Source organism: Rhizobium sp. P1_E1 (assembly GCF_056406015.1).
In genome coordinates this window covers 1-13,816 of sequence record NZ_JBFUAY010000051.1, presented here as the reverse complement: position 1 = coordinate 13,816, position 13,816 = coordinate 1, and the positions used below count along the sequence as shown (strand labels likewise).

Genomic DNA, 13,816 nt, shown 5'->3' with positions numbered 1-13,816 from the left:
GAATATAAAATGTTAGTAGACTCTAAATTATTTCTTCTTCAGAAAGTAAAGACCGCGATTCGAGGGCATGCGAGTCTCGCGGGCGAGATATAACGGGGCGGTGAGGACGGCAGTGGAGCGGGGGCGGAAGGCCAGGCGCGGCGCGCATGTGAAGTTGAGCGATGTGGCAAAGAGGGTGGGGGTCAGCCCCATCACCATTTCGCGCGCGCTTCGCAATCCTGAAATCGTCTCGGAGGATCTGCGCCAGACCATTCTGCGCACGGTCGACGAGATGGGTTATATCCCCAATCTTGCCGCCCGGGCGTTGGCCGGCCGCCACAACGGCAGCGTCGGCGTTATCACGCCCGCTTTGCACCAGCACGGCTTCGCCGGCCTGATGATCGGCATTGAGGATCGTTTGCGCGCCACCGAATTCGGCGTGCAGTATTCCAACACGCTCCACCATGCCGACGGCGAGGCCGGCCAACTGAAATCCTTCCTGATGCAGAAGCCGGCCGGCGTCATCATCGCCGGTGCCGAATCCTATCATGATCTTCTGCCGTTGATCGAGAATGCCGCCTGTCCGATCGCCCATATCACCGATCTCAGCCAGGAGCCGGAAAGGCTGGTCGTCGGCCTTGATCATCATGCGGCAGGCGCCGAACCCACCCGCTTCCTGCTGTCGAGGGGCTATCAGAGGATCGGCTTCATCGGCCGCGGCACGGATATTCGCTCGCGTCGCCGGAAGGAAGGCTATGAGGCCGCGATGCGGGAAGCCGGCCGTTTCGATCCCGATCTCGCCATTGGCGGAGATGAGGGAAGCAGCACCGGCCTCGGCAGGGAATTGTTTGCCCGCCTGTTGCAGCGCGTGCCGGATATTGATGCCGTCTTTGCCCAAAGCGACGATTTGGCGCTCGGCGTGCTCATCGAAAGCGCCGTGCGCGGCATCCGCGTGCCGGAGGATGTCGGCATCTGCGGCTTCAACGATCTGGAATTTTCGGCCTTCACCGAGCCATCGCTGACGACGGTGCACATACCGCGCTACGATATCGGCTACCGCGTCGCCGACATGTTGCTGCGCGCCGTCCGCGACGAGCCGCCCGGCGAAGACAAGGTCGATTGCGGCTTCTCCATCATCCCGCGCGGCTCAACGCGCTAGCGCGGCTCAACGCGGTAAGCCGATATGATCTGCAGGCTTTGTACCGGCCAACGAGGCCATTCAAAAATGCTCTCAAAATGTCGAGATCAACCCAGTGTTCCTGCAAATCGTTCCGGCCATCRCTCACGTTGAAAAACCTCCGTCAGGAAGTCGATGAACACCCTTGTCTTGGAGGGCAACAGGGTGCGGTTTGCATAATAGATCGAAATCGGGCCTGCATCGGCATACCATGCCGGGATCAATCGGATCAGCTCGCCGCTCTCCAGATAGCGAAGAGCATCCGCCTTGGCGATCATCGCGACACCAAGGCCGAGAAGTGCGGCGGATCGCATTGCCGCGGGATCGTTGACGACGATCTTCTCTTTCAAGGCCGCAGGCTGCTCATCTCCAACAAGATTGCGCATCTGCCGCTGGTGAATTCGACCCGTCCGCATCGAGCGCATGACGATACCGTCGAGTTCGCGCAAGCCGGACGGATCATGAGGCGGAACACGATCGCCCATGTATCCTGGTGATGCCACGGGGATAATATGAGCAGGGGCCAATGGCCTGGCGATGACACCAGGCGTCAACTCGAAACCTCCACCGATCGCAGCATCATAGCCCTCGGCGATCAGATCGACCTGTCTGTTTTCGAACATCCATTCCGGCCGGATCATCGGATATCGCTGCATGAACTCCGGCAATAGTGGAAGGATGTAGCCTATGCCAAGTGTCGGGCTCATGCTGAGTTTCAGCACGCCGGATGGTTCGGACTGTTCGTTTGATGCCTCGGAGATCGCTCCCTGCAGGCTTTCCAGGTGGTCTCGGATTGAGTGCAGAAAGCGTTCGCCTGCTTCCGTGAGCGTCAGACTTCGGGTGCTTCGTTGAAACAGCCTGAGTTTCAGGTTGCCTTCAAGTGCTGCGACATTGCGGCTGACCGCCGCTGGCGTCAGGCCGAGCCGTCGCGCCGCCGAGGAGAAGCTTCCAAGCTCGGCGCTGCGCACGAAGGATTCCAGGTTTGCAAGCGTCTCCATGTCAGAACTTTCAATGAATGCTTGAAATTAATAACAGGCAATTCCGTCTAATCACAAGAGAATAAGAAGGCGATATTCGCACCATCGAAACCAAACATGGAGTTATCGCAATGACCATCGGTATCATTGGCGCCGGCAAGATCGGCTCCGCCTTCGCCCGAGCCCTTGCCGGCAACGGCATCGCTGCCACGATCTCGAACAGTCGCGGCCCCGACACATTGCAGGATCTTACCGAGGAATTGTCGCCACACATTACGGCGGGGACGATCGAAGAGGCGGCGAAAGCCGACCTCGTCCTTGTCGCCGTCCCTTGGTCGAAGCTTCCCAAGGCATTGGCGGATCTTCCCGACTGGGCGGGCCGCATCGTGATCGACGCCAACAATCCGATCGAAGGACCGCTGTTCAAACCGGCCGAGCTGAACGGTCGCTTGTCGACGGAAGTCTTCGCGAGCCTGGTGCCCGGTGCTCGCGTCGTCAAGGCATTCAACCATCTTCTGGCGCATCTGGTTTCAGCCGATCCCCACGCCGAGGGCGGGAGCCGCGTGCTCTTCTATTCCGGCGACGATGCCCAATCGAAGGCCGAAGTGGGGGCGCTGATCTCCAAGCTGGGCTTTGCCGGCATCGATCTCGGGCCGATTTCGATCGGCGGCAAGCTCGCCCAATTCCCCGGCGGGCCATTGCCTGTCCTCAACCTCGTCAAATTCGGATGAACAGCGATCGGCCGGATCAATCCGGCCGACCTGCTCGAACTAGGCACAGCCAAGATTATTCCCTATACAGAATGAATGATCATCACTGTGCTGAAAAATGGATAGTGCGGGACTGTCTCTCGACAGAATGCGCACCTTCGTTCGCGTCGCCGAACGCGGCAACCTGTCGATGGTCGCAAGAGAGCTGGGTGTCGGTCAATCCACCGTGACGCGGCACCTCAATGAACTTGAAGAGGCTGTCGGCGTCCCGCTTCTCAGCCGAACCACGCGTCGCGTCACCCTTACGGACGAAGGTAGCCGCTATTATACGAACTGCCTTCAGATTTTACGGCTGGTCGAACAGGCTGCCGAAGAAGCGAGAGATGCCCGTCAGGCACCGGCCGGCGCTGTTCGGCTTTCTTGTACGGCAGCGCTCGGCGTGATGCACATCACGCGCCTGATCTTCGATTTCCAGGACAAGCATCCTGATATCCGGGTCGACCTCAACCTGACGGACGAGCGGATCGACCTGGTTCGCGAAGGCGTTGACGTCGCACTCCGTCTTGGGCCTCTCGCGGACAGCGCGATGAAACTTCACGCGCTCGGAGAAAGCCATCGGCTGCTGGTGGGCGCTCCGACCTATTTGTCCGTCCATGGACGGCCGGAGCGCCCAGCCGATCTGTCACGCTACGAAACTGTCGTGATGTCCAATGTGGCCGGCAGCGATAAGCTCGTTCTTTCCTCTCCCGATGGCACAAGCCTGATGATCCCGGTCAGTGGGAAGCTGCGCGTCGATCACGGGCTTGCGGCGCGCGAAGCCTTCGCCGCCGGACGCGGCATTGGTCCTGCACATCTCTGGTTGGTCCACGATCTTCTGGACGACGGCCAGCTCGAGGTCGTGCTTGGCGACTATCGTCCTTTACCGGTTCCGGTGAGCTTGCTGATCGTTCCAGAGCGTGCAGCCATTGCCCGCGTTCGGCTGCTCGTCGACTTTCTTGTCGCCGAGGTTTCCAAATTGCCGGGAATCCGGCCATCGTAAGTCTTTGTTCAAAGTCCGAAAGACCGCTTATCGCCACGCCACCCTGTCGTCCTGAGATACTGTTCCCAGTTGAGCGTGTCGGGGTTCAGGCGACGGCTCCAATCGAGCTCGTGCTCCTTGCCGAAATAGCCATAGTCGACAGCATATTCGACCATCCCCAGAAGCTCTCGAACGAGAAGTTCGTTGGCGGCAAACTCCGGAAAATAGTGCAGCAGGCCATCCCGGGTGAAAGCGTTTCGATACGCGGCCTTGAGCCCGGTCACGCGCTGAAAGGTTTCGATCATCTCGCCCGGAGAAATGATGTCGCCAAGGATCGGCAGCGTTCTCCCGTTGTAACGCTCGGGGTTTGAGAAAATTTCGAGGACGGCGGGGCCGGTCGCCGTCAGCGGATCGACAAACGGTGCTCGGAAATCTTCAGGAAGATAGACCGGCAAGAGGAGCGTATCGCCCTCCATGCGCGGCACATAATATTCGAGAAGATTCGTGTAAAAGAATGCCAGCATGACGAAGGAATGAGAGACCGGCAGGCCGCGAATGTGGTCTGCAACGCGCGCTTTGTCGGTAAAATGCGGCGCATACTTCATCCCACCCGTGATCTTCTCGACATTCTCCAGCGTGCTGAAAACAATATGCCCGACGCCGGCCTCAACGGCGGCATCCGCCAGTTGTCGGCCGAGAGGGGCCTCGATTGTCTCCGGCGGGGCGATCGGCGGCGTCATCAGAAATGCGCCATCCGCGCCTTTGAAGGCGGCAACGAGGTCCTTTTGACGGCCAAGTTCGAGAGGGACGGCTACGATTTCAGCGCCGCGTTCCTCCAGACGTAAGGCCTCAGTCGAATCCTTTTTCCGGGTTAAAGCACGCACCCGGAAACGTTGGCTCTGAAGGAGTGTCGCGGCGACGCTGCGCCCCTGTTTGCTCGTTGCACCGGCAATCGCGATAAGTGGCTTTTCATGTGCAGACATAGAGCTTTGAACCTTTCCCTGTCATTGACGCAGACTGCGGTGCCAAGCGTCATTTTGCGGGAGAGCGGTCGGCCGGTGCCGAGAGCCCACCTCAATTGCGTGCACCTTATCTCACCAGGTTCTGTGGCTGTAGATATCTGAAATACATAACATAATGCCATTTTACGGATAAATGGCACCGGCCGGGCGCGGATACAAATCGGTTCGCCATCCCGGATCAGAACGTCGAAACCCGCGCCGGGATGACCGCAAGCGCCGAAAGCCATCCCTGGACTCTGCCGACATCCAGGATCGCGACGGCGCAAGTGTCGTCCTTGAAACCATTCTCAGACGCTGGCCTTGGCTCAGACATCTCTTCGCCGATGGCGGCTACGGAGGAGGAAAGCTGAGAGGGCTTTGCAAAAGGTCGCAAAGTTCACCTGGCAGATCGTCCAGCGAACCGATAAGGCCAAGGGTTTCGAACTGCTGCTCCGTCGCTGGGTCGTGGAGCGAATTTTCACATGGCTCGGCGAATGACGGCATTGGCCAAGAATTGGGAAAAATCAGTCGCGTCGGCCGAAGCCTGGATCGTCATCGCGCGTATTCGCATCCTCACCCGACGCCTGGCAAGATACTACATTCATTGAATTCTTTTCGACTCGGCCTGTCAGGCTCCTTCGAGGATGTACTAATCCTTCTTAAGTACTATTGAATATGGTTAATATTATGTTAGTCTTAAAGAGATCCGGGGGAAATTAGTACGGTTTTAAGGCGGAAATTCGAAACATGAAGCTTTCGCAGATAATATCGCCGGCTATGCCTGAATATAGGTTGAGAGGCTGTTCTCGCCTAAATCAAACAATACTATGCATGGTATTTGCAGCAATTGTTCCATTGACGTCAGCAGCGGAAGAGTTACCTGCGTCCACGGGAGCGGTCTCGGTTCCGACATCTGGTGAGACTTCGGCCCGGCAGCCTCAACTGTTGCGTGACGTTCTTCGCTCAGGCGATAAATTGAATCTCGCATTTTACGAAAGCTTGGCCTCCGTAGAAGATCGCTGGACGGGCTCACAGGGATCGGTTCCCTGGAATTTTTACCAGCGCCCCGAGCTCACTGGCGAATACGTCGTTGAAGCAGACGGAACGATTTCGCTTCCGCTCTTGGGACGCTTCCGGGTTCGAGGGCTTCCTCCGGCGGATGTGGAGGCGACAATTCTTCCTTCGTACGAAAGTTTGGTCGGCAGAAAGGGGTTCGTGAATATCGTCAAGATTGAGCACCAGCCTGTTTATATTACCGGCCCGGTTCGTAATCCTGGCTCGTTTCGATATGTTGATGGCATGACTGTTCTGCATGCCGTTGCGCAAGCGGGTGGCATGACGGCGAGGAGTCTTGAGCCATGGCAGAGTGTGGAAATTACACGCCAGATCGAGCGGTTGAAGGCTGAGTTGGTCGATCTGAAGCGGCTTGCGTCGCGAACCGAGGTGCTCAGGGCCAAGCGCGATTCCGTGCAAATTGCCAGCATTGGCGCACCTGTTCTTGGTCCCGATCCCGATGCTCAACGGTTGCTGGATGATGAGACTTGGCAGCGCCAATTGGTAACGACGAGCAAGGATGCGCAGAGCAGTGCTTACGCAAAATCTGTTGCCAATGCTCAGGCCGACCTCGATCTGCGTCAGGCGCGCGTCGGCAATTATGATGCCACCATTCGGGTCCGTCAGGATCGGCTGGCAAGTATCGAGAAGTTGGCCAAAAACAAACTTGTCACGAGCATTGAGTTGACCCGGGCACAAAGCGAACTGACCGAGTCGGAAGATCGAAAGCAGCAAGCAGTCATCGATGTCGAGAGCGCAAAGCAACGGCTGGCGGCAGCGAAACAGGACGTTGAGCGCGATGGTATCGAACGCAAGATCGAGATCGAAAAGTCGGCAGCGGATGCCGAAAGAGGCCTATCCACGGCGTTGAAGGCGACCGAGAGCGATCTTGAAATCTTCCGGTCGATGGTCTCGTCGAATGATAGCGCCGGTGTTGAATTTGAAATCGTTCGGCCTGGACCGAATGGTGTCATCGTCGAACCTGCGACCGAAGAAACGGTCTTACAGCCCGGCGATCTGATCAAAGTACATTGAGACTTAGCCACCATACTCTTCCAGGAGAGTTCAGTCCTCCTCTCGGCCAAAGAGCTCAGGGGCATCGTCGATTGCGATTTGTCACGCGGTCCAAAACGCCAAGGAGAGCTTATGTCTACAATTGAAGCGCAACAATCCTCGCATTCTTCGATGCCGGTCCAAGGTCCGATGTTCAATTTGCCAAGGACTTCACTCGTCATTCCAACCTTGAACGAAGCGGAAAACATCAAGCTTCTCCTGCCCCGCATACCGACATGGGTGCATGAAATCATCATCGTCGATGGGCGATCGACAGACGGAACGCCGGATATAGCGCGAAGCATGCGCGACGATGTCAAGATCGTACTTCAGCCCAAGAAGGGCAAAGGTATCGCATTGCGGACGGGCTTCGAAGCCGCATCTGGTGATATGATCGTGATGCTTGATGCTGACGGGTCGATGGATCCCTACGAAATCATCTTGTTCGTCGCGGCTCTTGTTGCAGGTGCGGATTTCGTCAAGGGTTCGCGCTTTATGCAGGGTGGCGGCACCAGCGACATGACGGTCATCCGCCGTTTCGGCAATCTGGGCCTGACCCTCCTTGTCCGGATGCTCTATGGCAGCTCTTTTAGCGATCTGTGCTACGGCTACATGGGCTTTTGGAGACGGCATGTTCCCTTGCTGCGTGCCGATTGCGACGGCTTCGAAATTGAGACGCTGATCAATTTGCGGGCCCTGAAGAACAAGCTCAAAATCATGGAAGTCGCAAGCTTTGAATCGGAGCGCGTCTTCGGCGTTAGCAATCTGCGTGCCCTTCCGGATGGCTGGCGCGTGCTGAAGACGATCTTCCGAGAACGCGTCAGTACGCCGACGGGCGTCCAAGTCCTCGAGCAGGGCATTTCCTGAGGTCTGGATTTAATTGGCGAGGCCGCATGATGCGCATTTTGATGCTCAGCGCGAGATACCTGCCTTTTGCCGGAGGGACGGAAACCCATGTAAGCGAGGTCGCAACCCGGCTCGTGCGCAAGGGGCATACGGTGACGGTATTGACGGGCAATCCCGACGGCCTTCTTCCGGCAGCGGAAACCCGAGACGGCGTGCAGATTGTCAGGCTGAAGACGTTTCCCAGTGGGCGGGATTGGTGCTTCGCCCCCGGCGTCTTCAAGGCGGTCGCCGAAGGCGATTGGGACCTGATGCATGTTCAGGGCTACCACACCTTCTTGGCACCGCTCGGAATGATGGCCGCCGCATCGCGGAAGGGGCTTCCTTTCGTGGTCACCTTTCACAGCGGTGGCCATTCGTCACGATTTCGGTCCTCGATCCGGCGCTTCCAACATAGAATGCTTGCGCCTCTGGCTGCCAGGGCAGCGCAACTCATTGGCGTGTCGCGATTCGAAGCGGATCTATTCAGCCGGAATATGGCAATCGCGAGAGACCGGTTCATCGTTATCCCCAATGGCGCGCGGCTGCCGGAAAAGTCCGCGCGGCGACCGGCTTCACCTCACGACAGGCGGCTGATTGTCTCGCTCGGCAGGCTGGAGCGCTATAAAGGTCATCATCGGGCGCTTGCTGCATTTAATGTGCTGGCAACGAAATTCCCTGATATGCGCCTTCGGATCCTAGGAGAAGGGCCCTATGAGGCGAAGCTGCGTCAGCAGGTGGCCGAGCTGGGGCTCGGCAACCGTGTCGAGATCGGGGCAATTCCGCCGACCGACCGGTCCGCAATGGCCGATCTTTTGTCTTCGGCCGCTCTTGTCGTGCTCCTCAGCGATTATGAAGCTCATCCCGTGGCGGTTATGGAGGCGCTTTCGGTCAAGGCTCCCGTACTGACCACCGACACATCCGGCTTTCGGGAGCTGGCTGAGGAGGGCCTCGTGCGATCCATTCCGCTCAACGCTTCGCCAGACTTCACCGCGCGTGAAATGCTGGCCGCCATGGACGCGGGTCCGATCTCCATTGAGACGAGGTTGCCGGACTGGGACGATTGCACGGACCGGCTGCTGATGGTGTACAGGCGCATACTTTCGCATCCGCAGCCTGAACTGCGAACCGGTCCAGCACTGCTTGGAGATTTGAAGCACGATGACCGTTGTTGAGGGGCGGACTTCTCCAGACCAGCAGAAGGCCTACCTGGGCAGAGCTTATCGTCATGGCTATACAGGAAGGGTTTCCATTCCACGCATCGATCTGTGGATCGCCGCATTTCTGGGCCTGCGCAGGCGGGACAGCGCGGTTGGGGGTGTTGCCGATCCATCGTCGTTGGGGATGTCGCCGGTCTTTGCCTTCCTGTGCAGCTGCGCCCTTATTGTGATCGCTCTTGCTGCAAATGCCAGTCGCCTGGGAGAGGGCTGGGCGGTTCCCATGTTCTATACCGCCATCGCCGCGATCTTTCTCCCCGCAGCGGCGCGAATCATCCATCCGGGAGCCAGCCGCCTGGAGCGCTTGGCGCTCATAGTGATCGTGACCTCAGCCTTCTTCGTGGTACGCATCATCCGCGCACCCGTCGCCTTCATAGACCATGACGAATTCCTGCACTGGGCGACGGTGAACGACATACTGGGGGCGGGGCGACTGTTCCTGCCCAATCCCCTTCTGCCGGTCAGCCCCCTCTATCCCGGGCTCGAGCTCATAACGTCCGCCTTGGTCAACCTGTCCGGACTGTCCGTCTTCGCGGCGGGCCTCATCGTGTTGGCGACGGCACGGATGATGCTGATGCTCGCGCTATTCCTGCTCTTTGAGAAGATCACGGATTCGGCACGGATCGCCTCCATCGCCTGCCTGATCTACATGGGCTCGTCCACGTTTTTGCTGTTCGACGTGCATTACTCCTATGAAAGCCTGGCGATCCCCATGCTTGCGGCGGTGCTGTTGGTTTCGGAAAGTCGACGCATGGCGCGGGGCGACACGGCAGGCTGGCCGATGGTCGTCGCCACCATGGTCCTGATCGTCGCGCTCGCGGTGACTCATCATCTCACCTCCTATTTTTGCACGGCCCTTTTGTGCGGCACGGCGGTGATGGAATGCCTGAGGCAGGGCGCGTCCGCTATGCAAAGGCGGCAGGCGATCCTGCTGGCCTCGATCGCCGTGATTGCTCCGATCGCCTGGTCGAAGATCGTCGGGAACCCCACCGGCAGCTACATCCTTCCCGTACTGGAAGGCGGCATACGCGAGGTAGCGCAATTCGTATCGAGTTCGACCACGACGCGTAAGCTTTTCGTGTCGGACACGGGAGTCTTGGCGCCTGCTTGGCAACGTAACCTGACGATGGCGGGCGTCGCGCTGATCTGCCTGGGCCTTCTTACCGGCTTTCTCCGCTCGCTCGTTTTCAATGGGCGGCACCGGAATGCGAGCATCCTCTGGCCGCCGACCAGATGGCGCCTATGGCGGTCAAGCCTTCTCGTCGTCCTCGTTTTGGTGACGCTGGCCTATCCCGTCAGTATCATCTTCCGCCTGACCCGCAGTGGGTGGGAGATCGGCAACCGCATCGGCTCGCTATCTTTCCTCGGCGTCGCAATCGTCGTCGCGGTGGCCGTCGCGGCATTCTGGCACGGCACCTCGCGTGGCTGGCTGCGCGCAACGTCGCTTGCCGCCGCCGCAACGACGGTGCTGATCGCTGGCGTCATCAGCTCCGAGGGGCCACGTATCCTGGTTCCGGCCGGCTATGAAGTTTCGGCCGACTCCTCGTCGATAGAACCGATGGGGATCAGCGCCGCAAAGTGGACCAGGGAATGGCTAGGCGGCGAGCAGCATTTCGCAACCGACCGGATCAATCGCCTGCTCCTGTCCACCTACGGCCGGCAAAAGGTCTCGACCACGCTTGAGAGCGGGCAGGATACAGGCATGGCCATCACCRCTGCCGATCTCGGCCCGATGGAACGCAAGCTGCTGATCGACTCGGGCGTCGGTTTCGTCATGGTCGATCTGCGCATGACCACCGGCCTGCCGGGCGTCGGCGTCTATTTCGACGGCGGCGCGCAGGACCGAAACCACACGGTCCCCCTCCAGGCGTCGTCGCTGCTCAAGTTCAATTCCGAGCCCGATGTCGACCGCACCTTCGACAACGGCTTCATGGTCATTTTCGATGTCGGGCGGCTCGGGAAAACACGGCAGCCCGCCGCCCCTCCTAGGCGGACCGGAGTGCGGGGGCAATCCCTGGGACGACCAGACGGAGATTTACAATGATCGATAGCCGTATCGACGCTTTCATGTGCGTCCATTCGCGGGACATCGAATATTTGCTCGAAGCGTCCCTTCGCTCCTACCAGCAGCATTTCCCCGACAAGGGAAACCTAACCATGGTCACGGACAACCCGGCCGCTTTAAGAGCCTTCCTCGACGCGAAGGGTCTCGTGCCTGGCGCCGCCGTCACCGGCGACAACGACTGGCTTTCAGCCAGCGAACTGGAACTTCCCGGCTGGTTTCGGCAGCAGATCATCAAGCTGCGCGCCTTCGAATTCTGCCGCACCGAGCATTTCTGCAATCTCGGTGCGGATACACTGCTGCTGCGGCCCATCGCGACGACCGATCTGATCGACCGGCGCGAACCGGTTCTCTATTATTCCAGCCACAGGCTTCCCGATCTTCACTACCGTTTCGAGAAGAAGCGGTTGCGCAATGTCGCAAGGATCCTCGGCGTCGAGCCGGCCCGGTCTTTTCGCTATGTCGATTTCATCAACGATTTCTTCTGCTTCAAGCGTGAATGGCTCATCGCGCTGAATGACTACATCGCGTCGAAATACGGCTCAACACCCTACGTCGAGCTGCTCAAGGGTCTGAGTGCGTCAAAAGACCAGACGCGGTTCGGAGAATGGACACTCTATTCCGTCTTTCTGCTCGATGTGATGCACCTGTCGCCGACGATGCGCGATGCGCGCGGGGCCTATCTGACGCAGATCCATAGCCGCCTCGGCCTCACGCTGAGCCGGCTGGACAGCAAGATCGTTCATCTCGTCCAGAAATCCTTCGACCCGAACGTGATCCGTCAGAAGCTCGTGAAGGTGAACCCGGGCGCCGCTCAGATCATCGGCGCGACGGCATGGGCGAATGCAGGAGCTCGTCCCCGATGATGGCCCGCCGTGTCTTTCTGGGAATCATTCCGCTGGGGGTTCTTGCCGCTGCGTTGGCCGTAACGTGGCTGCCCGAAACCTTTTCGACCTGGGAGAAGCTGGTCCGTCTGGCGCTCTGCGCGCCGCTGATACTGTATTTCCCGGGCCGCATGCTGGTGGACACCCTGCGCATCGAGGGCGATGGGGTCACCAGGGGGACGTTCGCGGTGTTCCTGAGCTTCGCGACCTGCATTTTTCTGGGGCTTCTGCTGCATGTCGTCGGGCATCTCGATGCGCGAGGCTGGGTCTACGCGCTGGGCCTGACGACTATCGCCGTTCGGTGGCTGAATGTCGTTTTGCAGCTCTCAAGGCCGGTTCCAGCCATTCCCTGGGCTTGGCCCGGCCGCCGTTTTGCGATCTTCGCAGCTTCCATGATCTTGGCGGCGAGTTCCGTCCTCGTGGCGCGCCCGGTCGCGCTTGAACGCAAGCCGTTTCATTTCACCGAGCTTTGGATGGTGCCCAAATGGAACTGGACGAACAATGTAGTAACGGTCGGCGTGCGCAATTCGGAAGACGCCAAAACGCTTTACAGTTTTGACCTTGTTCTGGGCGGCACGTTGATTGGAAAGATGCCAACCTTCGAATTGGCGCCTTCCTCCAGCCAAACCTTCGAATTCTCCGTACCCACAAAAACGCGCCCACCCGCACGGCTGGAAGCCTGGCTCTACAAGGGCGGCGACAGGGGAACGATCTACCGCAAGGTCTGGATGACCATCGACACGCTCCAGTCCCCGGCACCGACCGGAATAACCCTTCAGTTCGCTCCGGAGACGAAAAATGGATAATTTCCAGCACCCCGTGCCCGGCAAGCTCACGACGGCAATCGTCATCTGCTGTTATTCCGACAAGCGTTGGGACATTCTCAACAAAGCAATCGCGGCGGCAGCGCGCCAGGTCCCGGCCGCGGACGAGATCGTCGTCATCGTCGATCACAATCCGGCACTGGCGCTGCGTCTACGGGTCAAGCGCTTCGAAACCCCGGTCAGGATCGTCGAGAATATTCATCCGCCCGGCCTCTCCGGTGCCCGCAACACCGGGATTTCAGTCAGCCGCGGTGAGGTCATCCTGTTTCTCGACGACGACGCCGTGTCGGATCAAGATTTGCTGGCGACCTTGGTTTGGCAACTCGAGGATCCCTCGGTGCTGGGCGCCGTGTCGGCTATCCGCCCGTTGTGGGAAACGGACCGTCCGTCCTGGTTTCCCGACGAATTCCTGTGGACTCTTGGCTGCACCTACCGCGGTCTTCATCCAGGGCCGGTGCGCAACCTCATCGGCGCGTCGATGTGCATCCGCCGCTCCGTCTTCGATCATACGGGCGGCTTCGATTCCGGCCTGGGCCGAACGGCCAAGGCTTTGCCGCTCGGATGCGAGGAAACCGAACTCTGCATCCGTGCAACCAAAGCCCTGCCACATGGCCGTTTCGTCTTCGAGCCATCGAGCGGCAGCGATCACGCCATACCCGCCGATCGCGCGACGTGGAAATATTTCCTCCACCGCTGCTGGGCCGAAGGGCTTTCAAAGGCCTGCCTATCGTTGATGGCGGGCTCCGGCGAGGCGCTGGCGTCGGAAAAGACCTATATGACGAGGACGTTGCCGCAAGGGGTTATGCGGGGATTCGCTGATGTGCTGCTTGGCCAGCCGAGCGGCCTTCTTCGCGCCGTCGCGCTGGGCGCCGGCCTGGCAGCCACTGCGGCCGGCTTCGCTCTCGGCCGGACCCGCGCTGCCCTTACGCGACCGTTCACCTCCGTTCCTGCTCGCGCTCTCGAACCGGTGGAATAGGCA

General features: G+C 59.2%; 12 protein-coding genes and 1 pseudogene. 11 read left to right on the top strand and 2 right to left on the bottom strand.

All coding sequences use genetic code 11. The annotated features are described in order from the left end of the window. Positions 1-148 precede the first annotated feature (148 nt). On the top strand, positions 149-1,138 hold the full coding sequence (locus AC1D1Z_RS18355; protein WP_197727710.1) for a LacI family DNA-binding transcriptional regulator: 990 nt from the start codon (positions 149-151) through the stop codon (positions 1,136-1,138). An 86-nt stretch (positions 1,139-1,224) separates the two neighbouring features. Here AC1D1Z_RS18355 and AC1D1Z_RS18350 read toward each other — a convergent pair whose 3' ends face one another. Further along, the gene (locus AC1D1Z_RS18350; RefSeq protein ID WP_477851485.1) at positions 1,225-2,154 is read right to left on the bottom strand and encodes a LysR family transcriptional regulator; all 930 of its coding nucleotides are present in this window, start codon (positions 2,152-2,154) and stop codon (positions 1,225-1,227) included. Positions 2,155-2,264: 110 nt separating this feature from the next. Here AC1D1Z_RS18350 and AC1D1Z_RS18345 point away from each other — a divergent pair, with 110 nt between their 5' ends. Both AC1D1Z_RS18345 and AC1D1Z_RS18340 read left to right on the top strand, forming a co-directional pair. Next, a complete protein-coding gene (locus AC1D1Z_RS18345) occupies positions 2,265-2,864 on the top strand; it encodes an NADPH-dependent F420 reductase (RefSeq protein ID WP_477851483.1) in 600 nt (199 codons plus the stop codon). A gap of 97 nt (positions 2,865-2,961) precedes the next feature. Next, the gene (locus AC1D1Z_RS18340; RefSeq protein WP_168324294.1) at positions 2,962-3,882 is read left to right on the top strand and encodes a LysR family transcriptional regulator; all 921 of its coding nucleotides are present in this window, start codon (positions 2,962-2,964) and stop codon (positions 3,880-3,882) included. Between the two features lie 8 nt (positions 3,883-3,890). Here AC1D1Z_RS18340 and AC1D1Z_RS18335 read toward each other — a convergent pair whose 3' ends face one another. Then, the gene (locus tag AC1D1Z_RS18335) at positions 3,891-4,844 is read right to left on the bottom strand and encodes an NmrA/HSCARG family protein (protein WP_477851481.1); all 954 of its coding nucleotides are present in this window, start codon (positions 4,842-4,844) and stop codon (positions 3,891-3,893) included. Positions 4,845-5,118: 274 nt separating this feature from the next. Here AC1D1Z_RS18335 and AC1D1Z_RS18330 point away from each other — a divergent pair. From AC1D1Z_RS18330 to AC1D1Z_RS18295, 8 genes and pseudogenes are all read left to right on the top strand, one after another. Then, positions 5,119-5,470 (top strand): annotated as a pseudogene (locus tag AC1D1Z_RS18330) (transposase); the annotation flags it as partial. A 223-nt stretch (positions 5,471-5,693) separates the two neighbouring features. Continuing rightward, positions 5,694-6,950: a polysaccharide biosynthesis/export family protein gene (locus AC1D1Z_RS18325; protein WP_233942061.1), complete on the top strand. Its 1,257-nt coding sequence runs from the start codon at positions 5,694-5,696 to the stop codon at positions 6,948-6,950. A 111-nt stretch (positions 6,951-7,061) separates the two neighbouring features. Further along, complete coding sequence (locus tag AC1D1Z_RS18320) at positions 7,062-7,835, top strand: glycosyltransferase family 2 protein (RefSeq protein ID WP_128403788.1); 774 nt, start codon at positions 7,062-7,064, stop codon at positions 7,833-7,835. A gap of 26 nt (positions 7,836-7,861) precedes the next feature. Next, positions 7,862-9,025: a glycosyltransferase family 4 protein gene (locus tag AC1D1Z_RS18315; RefSeq protein WP_130766080.1), complete on the top strand. Its 1,164-nt coding sequence runs from the start codon at positions 7,862-7,864 to the stop codon at positions 9,023-9,025. Then, the gene (locus tag AC1D1Z_RS18310) at positions 9,012-11,111 is read left to right on the top strand and encodes a hypothetical protein (protein ID WP_477851478.1); all 2,100 of its coding nucleotides are present in this window, start codon (positions 9,012-9,014) and stop codon (positions 11,109-11,111) included. The genes AC1D1Z_RS18315 and AC1D1Z_RS18310 overlap by 14 nt, the downstream gene beginning before the upstream one ends. Continuing rightward, the gene (locus tag AC1D1Z_RS18305; RefSeq protein WP_047619511.1) at positions 11,108-11,995 is read left to right on the top strand and encodes a DUF6492 family protein; all 888 of its coding nucleotides are present in this window, start codon (positions 11,108-11,110) and stop codon (positions 11,993-11,995) included. Before AC1D1Z_RS18310 ends, AC1D1Z_RS18305 begins: the two co-directional genes overlap by 4 nt. After that, positions 11,992-12,819: a membrane protein gene (locus AC1D1Z_RS18300; protein WP_047619513.1), complete on the top strand. Its 828-nt coding sequence runs from the start codon at positions 11,992-11,994 to the stop codon at positions 12,817-12,819. Before AC1D1Z_RS18305 ends, AC1D1Z_RS18300 begins: the two co-directional genes overlap by 4 nt. Beyond that, complete coding sequence (locus AC1D1Z_RS18295; RefSeq protein ID WP_166480348.1) at positions 12,812-13,813, top strand: glycosyltransferase family 2 protein; 1,002 nt, start codon at positions 12,812-12,814, stop codon at positions 13,811-13,813. The genes AC1D1Z_RS18300 and AC1D1Z_RS18295 overlap by 8 nt, the downstream gene beginning before the upstream one ends. Positions 13,814-13,816 lie beyond the last annotated feature (3 nt).